The organism is Thiocapsa imhoffii (assembly GCF_016583985.1).
Classification (GTDB): Bacteria; Pseudomonadota; Gammaproteobacteria; order Chromatiales; family Chromatiaceae; genus Thiocapsa; species Thiocapsa imhoffii.
Map to the genome: position 1 here is coordinate 1 of NZ_NRSD01000030.1, position 16,259 is coordinate 16,259.

Consider the following 16,259-nt stretch of genomic DNA (forward strand, 5'->3'; position numbering starts at 1 on the left):
CCCCGAACCCCGAACTCTAAAAAATCTTCGGCCGATAATTGTGCTCGGCATCCAGCACGCCCATGAACCTCAGACCCGCGGCGCCGTCCAGTTCCCCAGGGTAGAACAGGACAGCGGGCACCTGGACCTTGCCCTTGATCTGCTCCAGCAGCGCGGATGTGCGGTACACGGGGAAGAGCGCGCCTGCACGGACGATAAACACCAGGTCGCGCAGCGGATCGACGTCGGCGGGGATGCGTCGAGCGACCAACTCGTCGAGCGGTTGGTAGTCGCTCAGGATCTGAAAGACGGTGTCGACCGTTGCCTCGAGACCGACCGATTTCTCCGCGTCGACGAGGGCATCGGGGCCCATGTCTTCCGCTTCCAGCGCTGCGGCGAGACACTCGGCGAGCGAGATGATCGTCACCCGTTTACCGGACTGCTCCAGCCGGGTGCGCAGCAGCGCGACTTGCCGACGTACGCCGAACTCGTCCTCCGGTGGATAGCGGAAGATGGCGTAGGGCATGTCGTGATATGCACTGAGCTGCTGCCGGGGATCCGGCTGCATCAGCACAGGTTCAAGCTGCCGAGTCAGACGCTCTTTCCAATCGGGCATCAGCAGAGCTCCTTCGCGTAGTCGGCCGCGGATGCCGCCGGCAACTTGATTTGGGCGAGGCTCCCGGCAACCTCGTAGTGCAGTTTGCGAAACTGGTGCAGACGCAGCAGCTCGCGCTCAACGTCGGCGGCCTCCATCAGATACATCCGCCAATCCTCGGCGTCGATGACCCGTCGGGCGTTGGCCTCATGCTCCATCATGACGTGCAGCAGATAAAGGAAACTCTGCTCCGGCAGATGATAAGACGCAAATTCGCGCGCATGAAGCCCCTGCAAAAGCCCGAAGTCGGCCGCGATGCGCAGCAATCCCGAGGCCACGCGTTCGGACGTGCTTTCGCTCCAGTGCCCGGACCAGTCGATGCCCTTTTTCGTGGTCAGTCCCTGAAGGTAAGGCATCACGTCTGCTGCGCGCAGGCGGTAAGCGCCGGCAGTGAACTGTGGGTAGAGCCAGTTGACGAGGAAATCACGGACCAGGAACTCGTCGCGGGTCATGTGGTAGAGGAGCAGCGGTTTCCAGACTTCCCGGTCACCCCCCGATTTGGCAAGCTCGACAAGCGGGCGGTCGCGACCCGCGGGATCGAAGCGGCGGCTGACTGCCCAGGACACATTCTGCGCCCAATTCGCACTCTTGGCGCCGATTGTGTTTTCCTGGCGAGCGCGTTTGAGATTGTCGGTTTTCGAGGCGGCGAAGTCCCAGCCCCGGAACACCGCGTAGGTCTCCTCGATCAGGGACCCTTTGATGGCGAGGCAGGAAGCGACCTTGGAGCGAGCCTCCATGCTCAGTCCTCAAGCCGTGCATAGGGTATCGCCGGGTTACCGCGCTCCCCTCTGACGAAGCCTGCCGCCAGTAGCGTGATAATCTCGTCGTTGGGTTGGTGGGTACCGGGCAAGGGGACCGATCGGCCCTCAGCCGAGCGGCGCAATTGACCCACCGCGTCAAGGTGACGTTGGTCGACGAGGCCAGCCTCGGAGAGCGCGACGAGCAGATCGTTTGAACCCGCCCCGGCCAAGTGAGCGAAGAAGGGTGACCAGCGTTCGCCTTGATCCAACCAGTCCTGCCACTGCTCCTCGAATTGATCCTCGATCTGGGCGGATAGGTTCCACAGCGTCATACACCCCGGCGGGTCGAAAAGGTCATGGCAACGGCTGCGCGCGACCGCGAAGGCGATCCGAGCCTGGGCGAAATGATGGGTTGAGGGGAAGCCGCGCTTCAGCGCCAGCGCGCCATGTCGACCGAGGATTCCATTGGTGTTCCACCAGCCTGCCCTGTCCATCTCCCCGTGACGGGCGACGATCAGTCGGAGCTTAAGGAGCCGTTCCAGATCGATGCGGGGTTCCGTTATGGTTGCGTCCTGGTTCACTGATGTGTCCATCCGACCGATTCCTCTGATCCCAAGTCGCGTTAGTCGCCCGCATGGATCATGCGGCGTGTACGCTCTAGACTAGAGCAGCTTAATCAGGGTTGACATCGCCTCTCGATTGAGCTGAAAAAAAGAGGCGACCGATACAATCAGGACTTCTTCAATCGCGCTGAGCCTCATGAAGTCCGGCTGATGCCGTCCACAGCCACACTGCATGATCCGCGCGCCCCCTGATGAATCGACCGTCACCCGTGGATCGAGCACCGCTCAGGCTTGCGGCTGCACGCAAAACTGCTGGATCAGAGCGCGCAAGAGTGTCAGCGTCGGGGCGATTTGATCCAACGCCAGGTACTCGTCCGGCTGATGCGCCTGCTCGATCTGGCCTGGTCCGAGCACGATGGTCTCCATCCCAAGCTGCGTCAGGAAGGGGGCCTCGGTCCCAAAATTAACCGCCCCGGCAGGGTGACCGGTGAGCGTCTCGGCGACCTGCACGATCGCCGAGCCCGCGGGTGTCTCGGAGGGCGGTATGGATTCGAACAGGGGCTCGAGCGACCAGCTCAGATCACGTCGCGCCGCAATCTCCGCGACCCGCTCGCTCAGCTCGGCACGCAGCTCGCTGGCCTGCTGCCCGGGCAACAGCCGCAGGTCGAGATGCAGTTCACACTCACCACAGATGCGATTGGGATTGTCACCACCATGGATGTGCCCGAGGTTAAGCGTTGGGTGAGGGATCCGGAAGCCCGGGTGGCGCTGCCCCTCCTGCAACGCGACGCGCCACTCCATGAGCGCGCTCATCACCTCGTGCATGCCGTCCAGGGCGCTGTTCCCCAAGCTGGGGTCACTGGCATGACCACTGCGCCCAACCAGCCGGATGGCTTCCCCCATCACCCCCTTCTGCAGACGAATCGGGCGCAACCCGGTGGGTTCGCCAATGACCGCATAGCGCCCCAGTGGACGTCCGCTCTCGACCAGTGCGCGGGCGCCGTGCATGGCCGATTCCTCGTCCGCGGTGGCCAGGATCATCAGCGGCTGCCGCAGGGTGCGCGCATCGAGCCCTCGTGCCGCCTCGATCGCCAACGCCAGAAAAGACTTCATGTCCGCGGTGCCCAGACCATAGTAGCGATCATCCGCCTCGGTCAGGCGCAAGGGCTCATAGGACCAACGATGGGCGTCGAAGGGGACGGTATCCGTGTGGCCGGACAGGACCAGGCCGCCCGGACCACTGCCGAGCGTCGCCAGAAGATTCGCCTTCGTGGGTTGCCTGGGGAGCGGGAGGATCTCGACGCGAAAGCCAGTATCCGCCAACCAGCTCGCCAAGAGCTCGATCACGGCCCGGTTCCCATGATCGTACGCCGGATTGACGCTGCTGACCGAGATCGTGCCGATCAGACCCTGGAGCATGCTGGTGAGGGAAGGAGCTTGGCTCGGCATCAGTGTTCTCGCTCGGATCGATTAGAATACACACGCGGGAGGCTCGGGGGTGATGCACACCGCCTTGTCTTTTCCAGCGTGATCTGTAGATTACTCGCAGCTTAGCCCGCCTGCTCCCGGCCCGCCAATCATCACCTTCACGACCCAGAATGCCCCGCCATGCGACGATGCCATGCCATCTGATGATGCGATCAGTGAACCGGCCGAGGCGATGCCGCTGATGCGGCCCGCGGTCCTCGCGGACCTCAGCGCACTCCTGCGCCTGGAACTGTCGAGCTTCGAGACGGACCGCATCAGCCGCCGCCAGTTTCGCTATCTGCTGACCCGAGCGCGCGCCTGCACGCTGGTCGCCGAGAGCGGGGGGCAGCTCCTGGGCTATGTGCTGATTCTGTTCAGTCGCGCCACCTCGGTTGCACGACTCTACTCCATCGCCGTCGGTGATCAGATGCGCGGACGTGGTCTCGGGCGCGCACTGGTCGCCGCGGCCGAGCGCGCGGCCTGGGAACAGGAGCGTGCCTACATGCGCCTGGAGATCCGTCGCGATAACCTAGCCTCTCAAGCACTGTTCGAGCGGGCCGGCTATCGTCGCTTCGGGATCCTCTCGGATTACTATGCCGACCACATGGAGGCCATCCGCTATGAGAAGGCACTCTCGCCCGGCCTCAAGCCTGCGCTGCACCGCATCCCCTTCTATGAGCAGACGCTCGATTTCACCTGCGGCTCCTCCTCCCTGATGATGGCCATGCAAGCGCTGCGTCCGCGCCTGGAGCTGAATCGCACGCTCGAGCTGCGGATCTGGCGGGAATCGACCACCATCTTCATGACCTCCGGGCATGGTGGCTGCGGCCCCCTCGGGCTCGCCCTCGCCGCCCGCTCACGCGGGTTTGCGGTCGAGGTCTTCGTCAACGACCCCGGGGTCCCACTGATCGACTCGGTGCGCAGCCCCGAGAAGAAGGAAGTGATGCGCCTAGTCCATGAAGACATGCTGGCCGAGGCATTGCGACTTGAGATTCCGGTCCATTCCGGGGCGCTCGGCATCGAGGACCTGCAACGCCGCTGGGACAGTGGCGCCGTGCCTCTGGTCTTGATCAGTTCCTACCGGATCTACCGCGAGAAATTTCCCCATTGGGTCGTGATCACCGGTTTCGATCCGCGGTTCGTCTACGTCCATGATCCCTATATCGACTACGCCAACGGCGAAACCACGCTGGACTCGATTGACATGCCGATTCGTCGCGACGATTTCACGCGCATGGCCCGTTATGGTCGGGTTGGGCTCAAGGCCGTGGTCCTCGTCTCGAACTGACGCCGTGCCGGTGTCATCAGCCTGGCTCCCATGCGCCCGACACGATTGTTGGAGGGGCACGCCAGTCGGTCAGATCCCGGAACCGCCTCACTCGCCAAGCCGCGCCGGATCGGGTCAAACAGACCAGGCGGCGCAATCATCTTCCACACCACACGATCTCATCGACAAGCAGGATTCGCATGGCTGAACACCTTCTCTTGGTGGAGCACCAGGACGACTGGAAACCCGGTTTCCCGACCTTACCCGTGGTCACCGCGCGCGAGTATCTCGCCAGTGGTGAACTGGCCGCCAAACGTGACCTGCGCGTGATCAACCTCTGTCGCAGCGACCGCTATCTGTCGGTCGGCTATTACTGCTCCCTGCTCGCCGAGGCGCGGGGACACAAGATCATTCCCACTGTGCGCACCCTGCAGGAACTCTCCAGCCGCGAGCTCTACAGCCTCGCGACGGAAGAACTCGACGCCCTGGTGCAGCGCCTGCTGGGACGACGCCACAGTGGTGCGCTGGTGCCGACCGCCTACGAGCTCATCATGTGCTTCGGCCAGTGCGACGCGAAAGAACTCCAACCCTTGGCTCGCGAAATCTTCGAGACCTTTCGCTGCCCAATCCTCCGCGTCGAGTTTCGCCGTCAAGGGACCTGGCGCATCGGGTCCATCAAGGCGCTGTCGCTCACCGCCATCACCAGCGCCGGCGGCGAAGGGCTCCTCTTCAGCGCACTCGAGGGCTATCTGTCGCAACGCTGGCGCCAACCGCGCGCACGGCTCGCCTACCGCTACGACTTGGCGGTGCTGCACGACCCCACGGAAGACCTGCCACCCTCGGATGGCAAGGCCCTGAAACGCTTTGTGAAGGCCGGCAAGGCCCTGGGGGTGAATGTCGAGCTGATCCAGCGCAAGGACTACAGCCGACTCGCCGAATACGATGCCCTCTTCATCCGCGAGACGACACGCATCGGACATCACACCTTCCGCTTTGCCAAGAAGGCCGACAGCGAGGGCATGGTGGTGATCGATGATCCCGACTCCATCCTGCGCTGCACCAACAAGGTCTATTTGGCCGAGCTGCTGGCGGCACACCGCATCCTCAGGCCCAAGACCCTGGTGTTGCGCCGAGAGAATCTCCTCGAGGCCGAGGCGCTGATCGGCTACCCGGTCGTGCTCAAGATCCCCGAGGGATCCTTCTCGCGAGGGGTCTTCCGCGCCGACGACCGCGCGGGGTTGAAGCGCATCGCGGCGAACCTGTTCAAGCAGTCCGACCTCATCCTGGCACAGGAGTATCTCTACACGCCGTTCGACTGGCGAATCGGCATCCTGGGACGACAGCCCTTCTATGCCTGCAAGTACTTCATGAGCCGGGATCACTGGCAGATCGTCAAGCACGAGGCCGATGGCCGGCACGAACAAGGCGAATTCGAAACCCTGCCTATCGAGGCGGTTCCCACGGCCGTGATCAAGACCGCGCTGAAGGCCGCTGGCCTGATCGGCGACGGTCTCTACGGCGTCGATCTCAAGGAGACCCCGGCGGGACCGGTCGTGATCGAGGTCAATGACAATCCGAGCCTGGACGCCGGGATCGAGGACCAGGTCCTCGGCGACGCGCTCTACACCCGCGTCATCGCCGAATTCGTCAAACGACTCGATCAACGCCGCATCGCCAAGCCCCGCCCATGCTGAACACCGCTCCGAGCGAGCAACCGTCTCGATCCCCCGCGGACGCCATCACGCCGTCACGGATCGCGACCTCCTTGCTCAGCCGTTATCGTCCCTTGGTCGATGACTGGGAGGCCTTCACCCACGCGCTCGCCCGACCGCAAGCCCCCTGCATCTGGGCCAACCCAGCGCGCATCGCGGTCGCGGAGCTCGCGGCGCTGCTGGAGGAACAGGGGTTGACAGCCCAGACCATCCCCGGCCTGCCGCACGCCTTGCGACTCCCGCCAGGCACCAAGGCGGGGCAGTCCTGGTGGTACTGCGCCGGACTGGCCCACGCGCAAGAAGAGGTCTCGCAGTTACCGGCGCAACTGATGGATCTAACACCCGGTCAGCGGGTCCTGGATCTGTGCGCGGCACCGGGCGGGAAGACCGCACAGATCGCCTTCGCACTTGGGAATCGCGGCACCCTGATCGCCAACGACATCGCCCACGCCCGGATCAAGGCACTCCAGGGCAACCTCGACCGTCTTGGTGTGCTCAATGTCACCACGACCTGCCACGATGGCGCCAATTGGCCAGCCGCGAGCGGACAATTCGATCGCATCCTGGTCGACGCACCCTGTTCGAGCGAGGGCACCCTGCGGCGCAACCCCTCCTTGTTAGCGCGCCTGGATGGGAACAACTCCGCACGTGCCGAGGTCCGCCAGCGGGCGCTTCTCCGCAAGGCCGTGCAGCGCTGTCGCCCGGGCGGGCGCATCCTCTATTCCACCTGCACCTTCGCCCCGGAGGAGAACGAGTGCGTGGTCGCCGCGATCCTGGCCGAATCGCCTCATGTCCGGCTGCTGCCCGCGACCATCCCCGGGTTCGTCACGCGTCCTGGGGTCACCGAATGGCGTGGTCAGCGCCTACCCAGCGCACTAGCCCACTGCATCCGGCTCTGGCCCCACCACAATGACACCGGCGGCTTCTTCATCGCCGTCTTGCACAAGGACGCCAGCGCAGCGGCTGAACCGGCCCCCACGCCAGCCGTCTTCGATGATGCGGATGCGGCCGAATGGCTCAGCGGGCTCAACGCCAAATACGGTCTGGACGCGGCGGCGTGGAGCGGTCTGCGCGCCCATCGTCAAACCCGCCGCGGCCTGCATCTGATGGCGGCGGACCATTGTCCTCCGGCCGTTCCCAAGGGCCTCGCCAGTGGCCTCTTCATGCACCGCACCAATATCCGCCCGCCCAAACCGAGCACCAGCGGCGCCCTCGTCATCGGTCACCAAGCGACCCGCTTCAAGATCGCACTCGACACGGAACAGCGCGACCGTTATCTGCGCCGCGAGACCTTCGCACCCACACCGCTGCAGTGCGCCACCACCCCGCCCGGGCAGATCCTTGTCAGCTACCGCGGACACCTGCTCGGTGTCGCCGTGCTCCATCGCTCCGGCGTCATCGAGAGCCTCTTTCCGCGCCGCTGGAGTGGCTGCGCCGCCGCCCCTTGACCGCCGGCCCTGGTCACAACCGGATTGACGCAACGCACCTGACGGACGCACGGCGCCCGCGCCGCTCACACCGAGGACGCGCCCATTGCCCTGTTTGAACAATGCTCTCTATATGACAAGTCAATGACGGCTCAATCGCTTTTTGACTTGATATTTGCTATAAACCACGCGGTTTTACCGCCAATACAAAACGACCCAACGACACCCTGAGGAGACCCAATGTCCTTCAACGCGTTGATCCCACTGCTACTCGGCATCTTTGGGCTCTATGCCGCCCATTATGTCTATAAGCTCGTCCTCGCTTACCCCGAGGGCGAGAGTAAGATTAAGAAGATCGCCGACGAGATCCATCTCGGCGCCATGGTGTTCATGAAACGCGAATTGCTCATGTTGGGCATCTTCTGCGTCGTCGTCCTCGTCCTCCTCGTCTGGTTCCTGGGGTGGAAGACCGGACTGGCCTTCGTCGTCGGCGCCGCCACCTCGGCATCGGCCGGCTTCCTCGGGATGTTCTCGGCCACCAAGGCCAACGTCCGCACCACCACGGCAGCGCACACCAAGGGCGCACCCGAGGCCCTGAGCGTGGCCTTCTTCGGCGGCTCGGTCATGGGTCTCCTGGTCGCCTCCCTCGGCTTGCTCGGTCTTGGGTTCCTCTATCTGCTCTTCGGCGGTGATCCCCAAACCTCCCATGCCATCCACGGCTTTGGTGTCGGCGCCTCCTCGGTCGCGCTCTTCTACCGCGTCGGCGGCGGCATCTTTACCAAGAGCGCCGATGTTGGCGCCGACTTGGTCGGCAAGATCGAGGCCGGCATTCCAGAGGACGACCCACGCAACCCAGGTGTGATCGCCGATAACGTCGGTGACAATGTTGGTGATGTCGCCGGCATGGGTTCGGACATCTTCGAGTCCTACTGCGGCGCGCAAATCGCCACCATCGCGATTGCCGCCACCATGTCCGCGACCACCCTGGCGGTGCTGGGTTCGCAATCCGCGCTCATGTTCCTGCCGCTGGCCCTGGCCTCGGTCGGCCTACTCTGCTCGATCGCGGGCATCTATCTCGTCAAGCGCGCATCGGCCAGCAAACCGGCCACCGCGTTGCGCACCGGGACCATCGGTGCCAGTCTCCTCTTCATTCTGGCGTCCTTCCTCGTCGTCTGGCTCGTCGACGTCTCGACGAACATCTGGTGGTCCGTTCTTGCCGGCGCGATCGGTGGGATCATCATCGGCTTGGTCACCGAGTACTACACCTCCGCGGCACCCGTGCGTCGGATCGCCAAGGCCGGTGAAACCGGCACCGCCACCGTCATGATCGCCGGTCTTGCGGTAGGCATGCAGTCGGTCGTCATCCCTGTCTTCACCATTGCCCTCATCATCTTCGTCTCCAGCCAGGTCTCCGGGCTCTATGGCGTTGGCATCGCCGCGGTCGGCATGTTGGCAACCGTCGGGATCACCATGGCCATCGACGCCTACGGCCCGGTGGCCGACAACGCCGGCGGCATCGCCGAGATGGGTGGCCTCGGTGCCGAGACACGTGGCATCACCGACTCACTCGATGAGCTGGGCAACACCACCGCGGCCATCGGTAAAGGCTTCGCCATCGGCGCGGCGGCGCTCGCGGCCCTGACCATCATCGCGGCCTATATCGAAACTCTGTACGTGATGATCCCGGACTTTTCATTGAGCCTGGGTGATCCGGACGTCCTGATGGGGATGCTGATCGGTGGCGCGATTCCCTTCCTGATCGCCTCCATCACCATGACGGCAGTCGGTGACGCAGCCTTCGCCATGATCAACGAGATCCGCCGCCAGTTCCACGAGATCCCGGGACTGCTGCAAGGGACCGCCACGCCGGACACCGCCCGCTGTGTCGATATCGCCACCACCGCCGCGCTGAAGAAGATGATCCTACCTGGGGTGATCGCCGTGGGGTCACCGGCCGCGGTCGGCTTCATCCTCGGCCCCGAGGCTCTCGGTGGCATGCTGGGTGGCGCCCTGCTGGCCGGCGTGCTGCTGGCCTTGACGATGGCCAACTCCGGTGGTGCTTGGGATAACGCCAAGAAGTATGTCGAGAAAGGCAATCTGGGCGGCAAGGGCTCGAGCGTTCATGCGGCAACCGTTGTCGGTGATACCGTCGGTGATCCCTTCAAGGACACCTCCGGCCCCTCGATGAACATCCTCATCAACGTCATGGCCATCGTCAGTCTGACGATCGCGCCGCTGCTCGGGTGATCACCGCGCCCAACCCCTGCTGACGAACCGGGGCCGCCAGGCCCCGTTAAACCAGCACACCATCAGCGCGCCGCCGGGCGACCCTCTGGTCACCGTGCGGCTCGCCCGCGCGTTCAACATCAGCCGAGAAACGGTCTATCAGTACCTTCGCACGGATGCCGGAGCCTGTCCGGACGCGTCAGTCGAGGCCCTGCAGGACGCATCGATCGCGGCGCCGCAAATCCAGACATAGCCCACGCCAGTCCAGATTTGGGACTTGAAAATCCAGGCGAAGCCGTGTTTCTACGTCCACTGCGCTGGGGTATTTTCTGAAGGCGGCTGCGCCATTCCGCAGGGGCGGCCACACGGTGTGCATAGGGCTTATGAACGGAACGTGTCAGGAATCCACTTCACGAAACACCTAGAAAGGCTGGAATGGCTCAGAAGTCCCATGCACGACGCGGCTTGCTGTGTAGTCTCATTGTGACTACATTATGGGTATCTGAACCTTTCCCAGAGAATCACCATGAGCACCGCCGATACCTACGTTCGCGCTCGCATCGACACCAACACCAAGGAACGCGCCGCTGAGGCACTCGAAGCAATGGGGTTGTCCATTTCGGACGCCATTCGCTTGCTGATGTTGCGCGTAGCCGATGAGCGCCGGTTGCCCTTCGACGTGAAGGTGCCCAACGCCACCACGCGCAAGGCCATTGCCGAGCTGGAATCGGGCAAGGGCAAGACGTTCGCCAGCGTGGACGATCTGATGGCGGATTTGCATGCGGACGATTGACCGATCCTCTGCGTTCAAGCGCGACTACAAGCGGAAAGCCAAAGGGCGTCATCGGGCCACGCTCGATGACGATCTCAAACCGGTTCTGGTCGCGCTGGCGACGGATCAGCCTTTGGATGCCCGTTTCCGCGACCACGATCTTTCCGGAGAATGGGCGGGCTACCGAGAATGTCACATCAAGCCCGACCTGCTGCTGATCTACCGCAAGTCCGACTCCGACACTCTCCGATTGGCGCGGCTCGGCTCGCACAGCGAGCTTTTCGGCTGATGGGCCGCCGCCTCGCCTGTTCTTTAAACGTTTGTTTTTGAAATAGATCACGAACCAAGCTGCGCCGACCGTGGATCCGGAGTCGCTTGAAACTTCCCATACCGGAGTGGGAAGCACAGATGGCTGAATCTGTGGGATGCGGAGAGGACAAGTGATTGCCCGCGATCGTGGTGTCAGTAGACATCGGGATCGGGCTTGCCGCGCCCCCATCGCCGCCGGACTCGATACGGCCTGGGACCCCAGGGAGTACCCGTGCCACTCGCCAGAGCGCGACACGGAATGTTGCCTGCCGAAGGGTCAGGACGGGGCGACTTTTTCAGAACAGCACGCATTTGCGGGCCACGGCGCGGCCATCCTTGGCGCGTCCCGCGTCGTTCCTTGCGCGCGTCGCGGGCGGTGGGATCATTCGCGCCGATCGGCGAGATGGAAGCCTTTACGCAGACAGAGGGCATAGCGCTCGGCTTGCGAGAGATCCTCGGACATCATCTCGGACACGAGGGTCTCGAAACTGATCTCGGGGGACCAGCCGAGCTGTTCGCGGGCCTTGGTCGCATCACCGAGCAGGGTCTCGACCTCGGTGGGACGAAAGTAACGCTCGTCGACCGCGATGATGCTGTCACCGGTCGCCGCATCGAAGCCTTGCTCTTCCAGCCCACTCCCTTCCCAGCGAATCGTGATCCCGACCTCAGCCGCGGCGGCCTCGACAAATTCGCGAACCGAATACTGGTGCCCGGTCGCGATCACATAATCCTCCGGGGTCTCCTGTTGCAGCATCAGCCACTGCATGCGGACGTAATCCCGGGCGTGTCCCCAATCGCGACGGGCATCGAGGTTACCCAGATAGATCCGCTCCTGCAGACCCAGCTTGATACGGGCCAATCCACGGGTGATCTTGCGGGTGACGAAGGTCTCACCACGCTTCGGGCTCTCATGGTTGAAGAGGATGCCGTTACAGGCGTAGATACCATAGGCCTCACGGTAATTGACCGTGATCCAATAGGCGTACAACTTGGCAACCGCATAAGGCGAGCGGGGATAGAAGGGAGTCGTTTCCCGTTGCGGAACCTCCTGGACCTTGCCAAAGAGTTCCGAGGTCGAGGCCTGATAGAAGCGGGTCTTGCGCTCGAGCCCGAGGATGCGGATCGCCTCGAGCAGACGCAGGGTGCCGATGGCATCCGAGTTAGCCGTGTACTCGGGCTCTTCGAACGAAACCGCGACATGGCTCTGGGCCGCGAGATTATAGAGTTCGTCGGGCTGGACCTGCTGCATGATGCGGACCAGGCTCGAGGAATCCGTCATATCACCATGATGCAGGATGAAGTTGCGATCCCGCGTGTGCGGGTCCTGATAGAGATGGTCGATGCGGTCGGTATTGAAGAGCGAGGTGCGACGTTTGATGCCATGCACCTGGTAGCCTTTCGACAGCAACAGCTCGGCCAGATAGGACCCGTCCTGCCCCGTGATCCCGGTGATCAACGCTTTCTTCATCACGATATCCTACATTCGATTGTGTGAGTCCGACCGCTTCGGCGCGGTCTCCCGAGTACCGTCCCTGCCCCCACCTCTGGGGACTCGCGATCAGCCGCGCAGTGCGTCGCGATGACCAAGGAACCAAGCATAGGTGTCCGCCAGCCCGTCGCGCAGGCCCATCCTCGCCGTCCAACCAAGCTCGGTGAGCCGTCGCACATCCAACAGTTTGCGTGGCGTCCCATCGGGCTTCGTCGGATCAAAACAGATCTCGCCGGTGAAGCCAACAACCGCCGCGATGATCTCGGCCAACTCGCGAATGCTGACATCGACCCCGGTCCCCGCGTTCACGTGCGAGCACATGGGCTGGGTCGCCGCCTGATAGCGATCGCGCTCGAGCGCCATCAGATGCACACAGGCCGCAGCCAAATCATCGACATGCAAAAACTCACGACGCGGCGTGCCGGTGCCCCACACCGTCACCGACGCGGCCCCCGCCTGCTTCGCGGTATCGAACTTGCGCAACAAGGCTGGAATGACGTGGCTCGTTTCGAGATCGAAGTTGTCGCCGGGACCATAGAGATTCGTCGGCATCAGACTGCGAAAGTCAGTCCCGTACTGACGATTGTAGGACTCACACAGCTTGATCCCGGCGATCTTGGCGATCGCATAGGGCTCATTGGTCGCCTCCAGCGGTCCGGTCATGAGCGCGTCCTCGGTGATCGGCTGCGCAGCGAGACGCGGGTAGATACAGGAGCTGCCGAGGAAGAGCAGTCGCTCCACCCCATGGCGCCATGCCGCATGGATGAGGTTCGTCTCGATCATCAGATTCTGATGAATGAACTCAGCGGGATAGGTGTTGTTCGCCCAAATCCCGCCGACCTTGGCCGCGGCCAGATAGACCTGTGTTGGACGCTGTGCCGCGAAGTAGGCATCGACGGCCTGAGTGTCGGTGAGATCGAGTTCCTGGCGCCCGGCGCACAAGAGCGTCGCCCCCGACGCACTCGCCAGCCCCTGCAAACGCCGCAGGATCGCGCTGCCAACCATCCCCCGATGGCCCGCGACGAAGAGTCGCGCCGGCTGTTCCCTCTTGCGCATCACACATACCTCCCATCAAAGATGCCCATCATCACGAGTCCCTTGATCCGTTGACACGGAGGCCTCGATCGCACGACCCCCTGATTCAGCCCGACGCTGCAGATCGGCCACGCCACCACAGCGATGAACACACATGAGGTGCCTCTGGCATGCGTGCCTGATGGATTCCTGGCGCGGATCAAGACCGAACCGAGAGTGTAACTCAGTTCATCGCCGCTCGAGATCACCGCGCACCAGCCCCGGCCCTCCCAACGCCTGCCCTCAGCCCATCGTCCCGGCTCGGTCAATAACGGAACTCAAGGATACGGGCATCGGCACCCGCGCCATCGAAGAGGATGTCGATCGACTTGTTGCGATTGATCGAGAGGCCGCGTTCGTTGAGATAGCGCAAGAGGAACCGGGCGCGCAGACCGCAACGCCCGCCATCCTCGGCGCGGGTTCTCACGCTCGTGAAGCGGAGTCGACGCTCGGAGGTGGTCGCGAACCAATCGCGATAGAGCGCCGCGATGGCACTGCGGCCCTGGGTGCCATTTTCGTTCGCATTCGCGGCATAGAGCGCCATCAGTTGCTCAAGCGCTCCGGCATTATAGGCGTGTTGAAACGCATCGAGCCGCGACGCCGTGGCGGCGCAGCGGTCTTCAAGGCTCGGCTGGGGATCTGGCTTGGGATCTGGCTTGGGATCTGGCCGTGGCGCCTGGCGCGGTTCCACAGCGGCCCGTGGCGATGGGGTCGCACGGGCCGTGGGTGAGGCGGCCGGCGCGACGACCACCCGTTGCTCTGGTTCCGGGGATGGCCGAACCGCCGCCCGCGCCGGCTCCGCCACAGCCGGTGTCCGTGCCGAGCGCGCCGGCTCGCGGACCGGGGGCGATTCAGGGGACGGCTCCGGGGACGGCTCCGGGGCCGTCACAACCGCTGTCACCCGCGGCGGGACAGCGGGAGCGGCGGTGGCGGAACGACTGGGAGTGTCTCCGGATCCGTCCGTGCGCGGCGGACTGGGCGGTTCACGCGCCGGGGTTTTGGCCTGCTCTCGAACTGGGCGGCTGGCTGGCTCTTGAGTCTGGTCCTTGCTCGGACTCTTGGCCTGATCTCGTGACTGATCTTGTGCCTGGTTTCGTGCCTGATCTCGAGTCTGATCTCGTGGCACATCCGCCGGGGGTTCAGCCGCCGCCACCCGATCCGCCCTTGAGGTGGGCTCTGCACGCGGACTCGGAGCTGTCACGGCACGCGCCGCCGGCTCGCGCACCTCCTGTCGTGGACGAGCCGGCAGGGGCGGCGGCGCGGGGACGCTGTAGACCGGCGTGAGTCCCACCAGGGGAATCTCGCGCGGAGGTGCCGCGGATGGACCATGGCGATGCTCGGCGATCAAGTCCGGTGACGCGACCCACCGTTGCACCCGCTCCGCGAGATCCTGGTGCTGGGTAGTCGACGCAGAGGCCCGAGCCGGCGGCGCCGGCGGCTCAGCGCGAACGCTTGCTCCCGGCGCCACGTCCCGCGCGGCCGTCGGCCCCGCGGGCACTGAAACAGCCTCGAGCACGAGTTCCGTGAGGTCCTGTCGCCCGCTGATCGCGTCAGCGGTTGGGTCCGCTACAACGGGCAGCGCCCCCGCCAGAACAGTTGGCTCCGAGCCCATGTCATCATCGCGATGCGTGTCAAGGTCCGAGCCACTGCCCGACGGGATGATCGGGTCGGACGCCAACCGCGGCACCGCGCGGCGCTCGTCCACCGCGTTCTCTGAAAACAAGCCGCGCTCTAGGACAGGCGCCTCGACTGTCTGCTCAGGCGCGAGGGGCGAGGGTGAAGCGGTCACGGGATGCAGCGTGCGCACGCTCCCATAGACCAGCGCGCCCACGGAGAAGACCCCAACCACCAGCAGGATCATCAGATGGAATTGCATCCGCGCGGGATGCCCCTCATCTGTCCAGGTAGTACCAAACGCCCACACGCCTTGTCGGCGTCGGTGACGCCCGCGCGTTGGCGTCATGGGCTCCGGTCGTGCTCGCGGGTCCTCGTGATCGACCGGATCGCTCGCCGCACGCGAGGGCGTCGCGCCCCGCTCGGCGGACCCTGCCGGCCCGCTGCTCGAGGCACCGGGCGGAGCGTACTCGAGCGCCGCATAGGCCAGGTTCAACTGCTCCGTGCGTCGACTGCGCACGGTGCTGCATCCGGGATGGCGATCCGGATGATAGGCCAGCATCAGTCGACGATAACGGCGTTTGGCCGTCGCGCGATCAACGCCCGGCGGCAACCCAAGCACCTGATGTGGGTCACTGATGGCCCCACTGAACAGAAACGCATCCAAGAGACGGTATGCTTGCTCGATCGCTGCCTGACGGGTGAGTCCAGTCTCCCGGATCGCCGCATCGAGTGTCGCGACCGCCGGATTATCGGGATTCGCCAGCCAGATCAGTAACGAATCGAGTTCCTCGGTCAACATCTCGGGCCGGAGCGACACGGACGACAGGGTCATCAGGGCAGTCTGGGAAGGCCGATCAATGGTCATATCAGGTTGATGCGTTGCGAGTCGAGTTGGTGAGAGTGGCTTGCGAGTGGGGTTTGGCTCCGTGACCGCCCACGGGGTTCCTGCTAACGCCGCGCGT

The 16,259-nt window shown here is 64.0% G+C and carries 14 protein-coding genes; 7 read left to right on the forward strand and 7 right to left on the reverse strand.

Features of this window, described 5'->3' with window-relative positions:
• Positions 1 to 16: 16 nt before the first annotated feature.
• The 4 genes from CKO25_RS18700 to argE all read right to left on the reverse strand — a co-directional run bounded on the left by CKO25_RS18700 (position 17) and on the right by argE (position 3,386).
• Entirely contained in the window at positions 17 to 595 is a 579-nt protein-coding gene (locus CKO25_RS18700; protein ID WP_200389474.1) for a BREX protein BrxB domain-containing protein, read from the reverse strand.
• The gene (locus CKO25_RS18705) at positions 595 to 1,371 is read right to left on the reverse strand and encodes a BrxA family protein (protein WP_200389475.1); all 777 of its coding nucleotides are present in this window, start codon (positions 1,369 to 1,371) and stop codon (positions 595 to 597) included. The genes CKO25_RS18700 and CKO25_RS18705 overlap by 1 nt, the downstream gene beginning before the upstream one ends.
• A 2-nt stretch (positions 1,372 to 1,373) precedes the next feature.
• A complete protein-coding gene (locus CKO25_RS18710; protein WP_200389476.1) occupies positions 1,374 to 1,967 on the reverse strand; it encodes a BrxE family protein in 594 nt (197 codons plus the stop codon).
• 255 nt (positions 1,968 to 2,222) lie between these two features.
• The gene (gene argE, locus CKO25_RS18715; RefSeq protein ID WP_200389477.1) at positions 2,223 to 3,386 is read right to left on the reverse strand and encodes an acetylornithine deacetylase; all 1,164 of its coding nucleotides are present in this window, start codon (positions 3,384 to 3,386) and stop codon (positions 2,223 to 2,225) included.
• Between the two features lie 172 nt (positions 3,387 to 3,558).
• Between argE and CKO25_RS18720 the strand changes: the two genes are divergently transcribed.
• The 7 genes from CKO25_RS18720 (at position 3,559) to CKO25_RS18745 (ending at position 11,097) form a co-directional block, all read left to right on the forward strand.
• On the forward strand, positions 3,559 to 4,692 hold the full coding sequence (locus CKO25_RS18720) for a peptidase C39 family protein (protein ID WP_371829729.1): 1,134 nt from the start codon (positions 3,559 to 3,561) through the stop codon (positions 4,690 to 4,692).
• A gap of 179 nt (positions 4,693 to 4,871) precedes the next feature.
• A complete protein-coding gene (locus tag CKO25_RS18725; protein WP_200389478.1) occupies positions 4,872 to 6,365 on the forward strand; it encodes a RimK family ATP-grasp domain-containing protein in 1,494 nt (497 codons plus the stop codon).
• Positions 6,359 to 7,831, forward strand: coding sequence for an RsmB/NOP family class I SAM-dependent RNA methyltransferase (locus CKO25_RS18730; protein WP_200389479.1), 1,473 nt, complete (start codon positions 6,359 to 6,361; stop codon positions 7,829 to 7,831). Before CKO25_RS18725 ends, CKO25_RS18730 begins: the two co-directional genes overlap by 7 nt.
• Before the next feature lie 219 nt (positions 7,832 to 8,050).
• Positions 8,051 to 10,057, forward strand: a complete 2,007-nt coding sequence (locus CKO25_RS18735) for a sodium-translocating pyrophosphatase (protein WP_200389480.1) — start codon at positions 8,051 to 8,053, stop codon at positions 10,055 to 10,057.
• A 94-nt stretch (positions 10,058 to 10,151) separates the two neighbouring features.
• The gene (locus CKO25_RS22020; RefSeq protein ID WP_371829730.1) at positions 10,152 to 10,289 is read left to right on the forward strand and encodes a helix-turn-helix domain-containing protein; all 138 of its coding nucleotides are present in this window, start codon (positions 10,152 to 10,154) and stop codon (positions 10,287 to 10,289) included.
• A gap of 273 nt (positions 10,290 to 10,562) precedes the next feature.
• Positions 10,563 to 10,829: a type II toxin-antitoxin system RelB/DinJ family antitoxin gene (locus CKO25_RS18740; RefSeq protein ID WP_200389481.1), complete on the forward strand. Its 267-nt coding sequence runs from the start codon at positions 10,563 to 10,565 to the stop codon at positions 10,827 to 10,829.
• Positions 10,816 to 11,097 carry a type II toxin-antitoxin system YafQ family toxin gene (locus tag CKO25_RS18745; protein WP_200389482.1) on the forward strand — a complete coding sequence of 94 codons (282 nt, stop codon included), beginning with the start codon at positions 10,816 to 10,818 and terminating at the stop codon, positions 11,095 to 11,097. Before CKO25_RS18740 ends, CKO25_RS18745 begins: the two co-directional genes overlap by 14 nt.
• Before the next feature lie 402 nt (positions 11,098 to 11,499).
• Here the strand turns inward: CKO25_RS18745 and gmd are convergent, their stop codons facing one another.
• The 3 genes from gmd to CKO25_RS18760 all read right to left on the reverse strand — a co-directional run bounded on the left by gmd (position 11,500) and on the right by CKO25_RS18760 (position 16,129).
• Complete coding sequence (gene gmd, locus CKO25_RS18750) at positions 11,500 to 12,588, reverse strand: GDP-mannose 4,6-dehydratase (protein WP_200389483.1); 1,089 nt, start codon at positions 12,586 to 12,588, stop codon at positions 11,500 to 11,502.
• An 87-nt stretch (positions 12,589 to 12,675) separates the two neighbouring features.
• Positions 12,676 to 13,662 carry a GDP-L-fucose synthase gene (gene fcl, locus CKO25_RS18755; protein WP_200389484.1) on the reverse strand — a complete coding sequence of 329 codons (987 nt, stop codon included), beginning with the start codon at positions 13,660 to 13,662 and terminating at the stop codon, positions 12,676 to 12,678.
• 283 nt (positions 13,663 to 13,945) lie between these two features.
• Positions 13,946 to 16,129, reverse strand: a complete 2,184-nt coding sequence (locus tag CKO25_RS18760; protein ID WP_200389485.1) for a J domain-containing protein — start codon at positions 16,127 to 16,129, stop codon at positions 13,946 to 13,948.
• Positions 16,130 to 16,259 lie beyond the last annotated feature (130 nt).

What these genes read in the sequence shown, in the direction of transcription:
- CKO25_RS18730 (WP_200389479.1), top strand. Translation starts at nt 6,359, where the DNA reads ATGCTGAACACCGCTCCGAGCGAGCAACCGTCTCGATCCCCCGCGGAC.
- fcl (WP_200389484.1), bottom strand. Translation starts at nt 13,662, where the DNA reads ATGCGCAAGAGGGAACAGCCGGCGCGACTCTTCGTCGCGGGCCATCGG.
- CKO25_RS18740 (WP_200389481.1), top strand. Translation starts at nt 10,563, where the DNA reads ATGAGCACCGCCGATACCTACGTTCGCGCTCGCATCGACACCAACACC.
- CKO25_RS18710 (WP_200389476.1), bottom strand. Translation starts at nt 1,967, where the DNA reads ATGGACACATCAGTGAACCAGGACGCAACCATAACGGAACCCCGCATC.
- CKO25_RS18705 (WP_200389475.1), bottom strand. Translation starts at nt 1,371, where the DNA reads ATGGAGGCTCGCTCCAAGGTCGCTTCCTGCCTCGCCATCAAAGGGTCC.
- CKO25_RS18745 (WP_200389482.1), top strand. Translation starts at nt 10,816, where the DNA reads ATGCGGACGATTGACCGATCCTCTGCGTTCAAGCGCGACTACAAGCGG.
- CKO25_RS18700 (WP_200389474.1), bottom strand. Translation starts at nt 595, where the DNA reads ATGCCCGATTGGAAAGAGCGTCTGACTCGGCAGCTTGAACCTGTGCTG.
- CKO25_RS18760 (WP_200389485.1), bottom strand. Translation starts at nt 16,129, where the DNA reads ATGACCCTGTCGTCCGTGTCGCTCCGGCCCGAGATGTTGACCGAGGAA.
- CKO25_RS18735 (WP_200389480.1), top strand. Translation starts at nt 8,051, where the DNA reads ATGTCCTTCAACGCGTTGATCCCACTGCTACTCGGCATCTTTGGGCTC.
- CKO25_RS18720 (WP_371829729.1), top strand. Translation starts at nt 3,559, where the DNA reads ATGCCATCTGATGATGCGATCAGTGAACCGGCCGAGGCGATGCCGCTG.
- CKO25_RS18725 (WP_200389478.1), top strand. Translation starts at nt 4,872, where the DNA reads ATGGCTGAACACCTTCTCTTGGTGGAGCACCAGGACGACTGGAAACCC.
- argE (WP_200389477.1), bottom strand. Translation starts at nt 3,386, where the DNA reads ATGCCGAGCCAAGCTCCTTCCCTCACCAGCATGCTCCAGGGTCTGATC.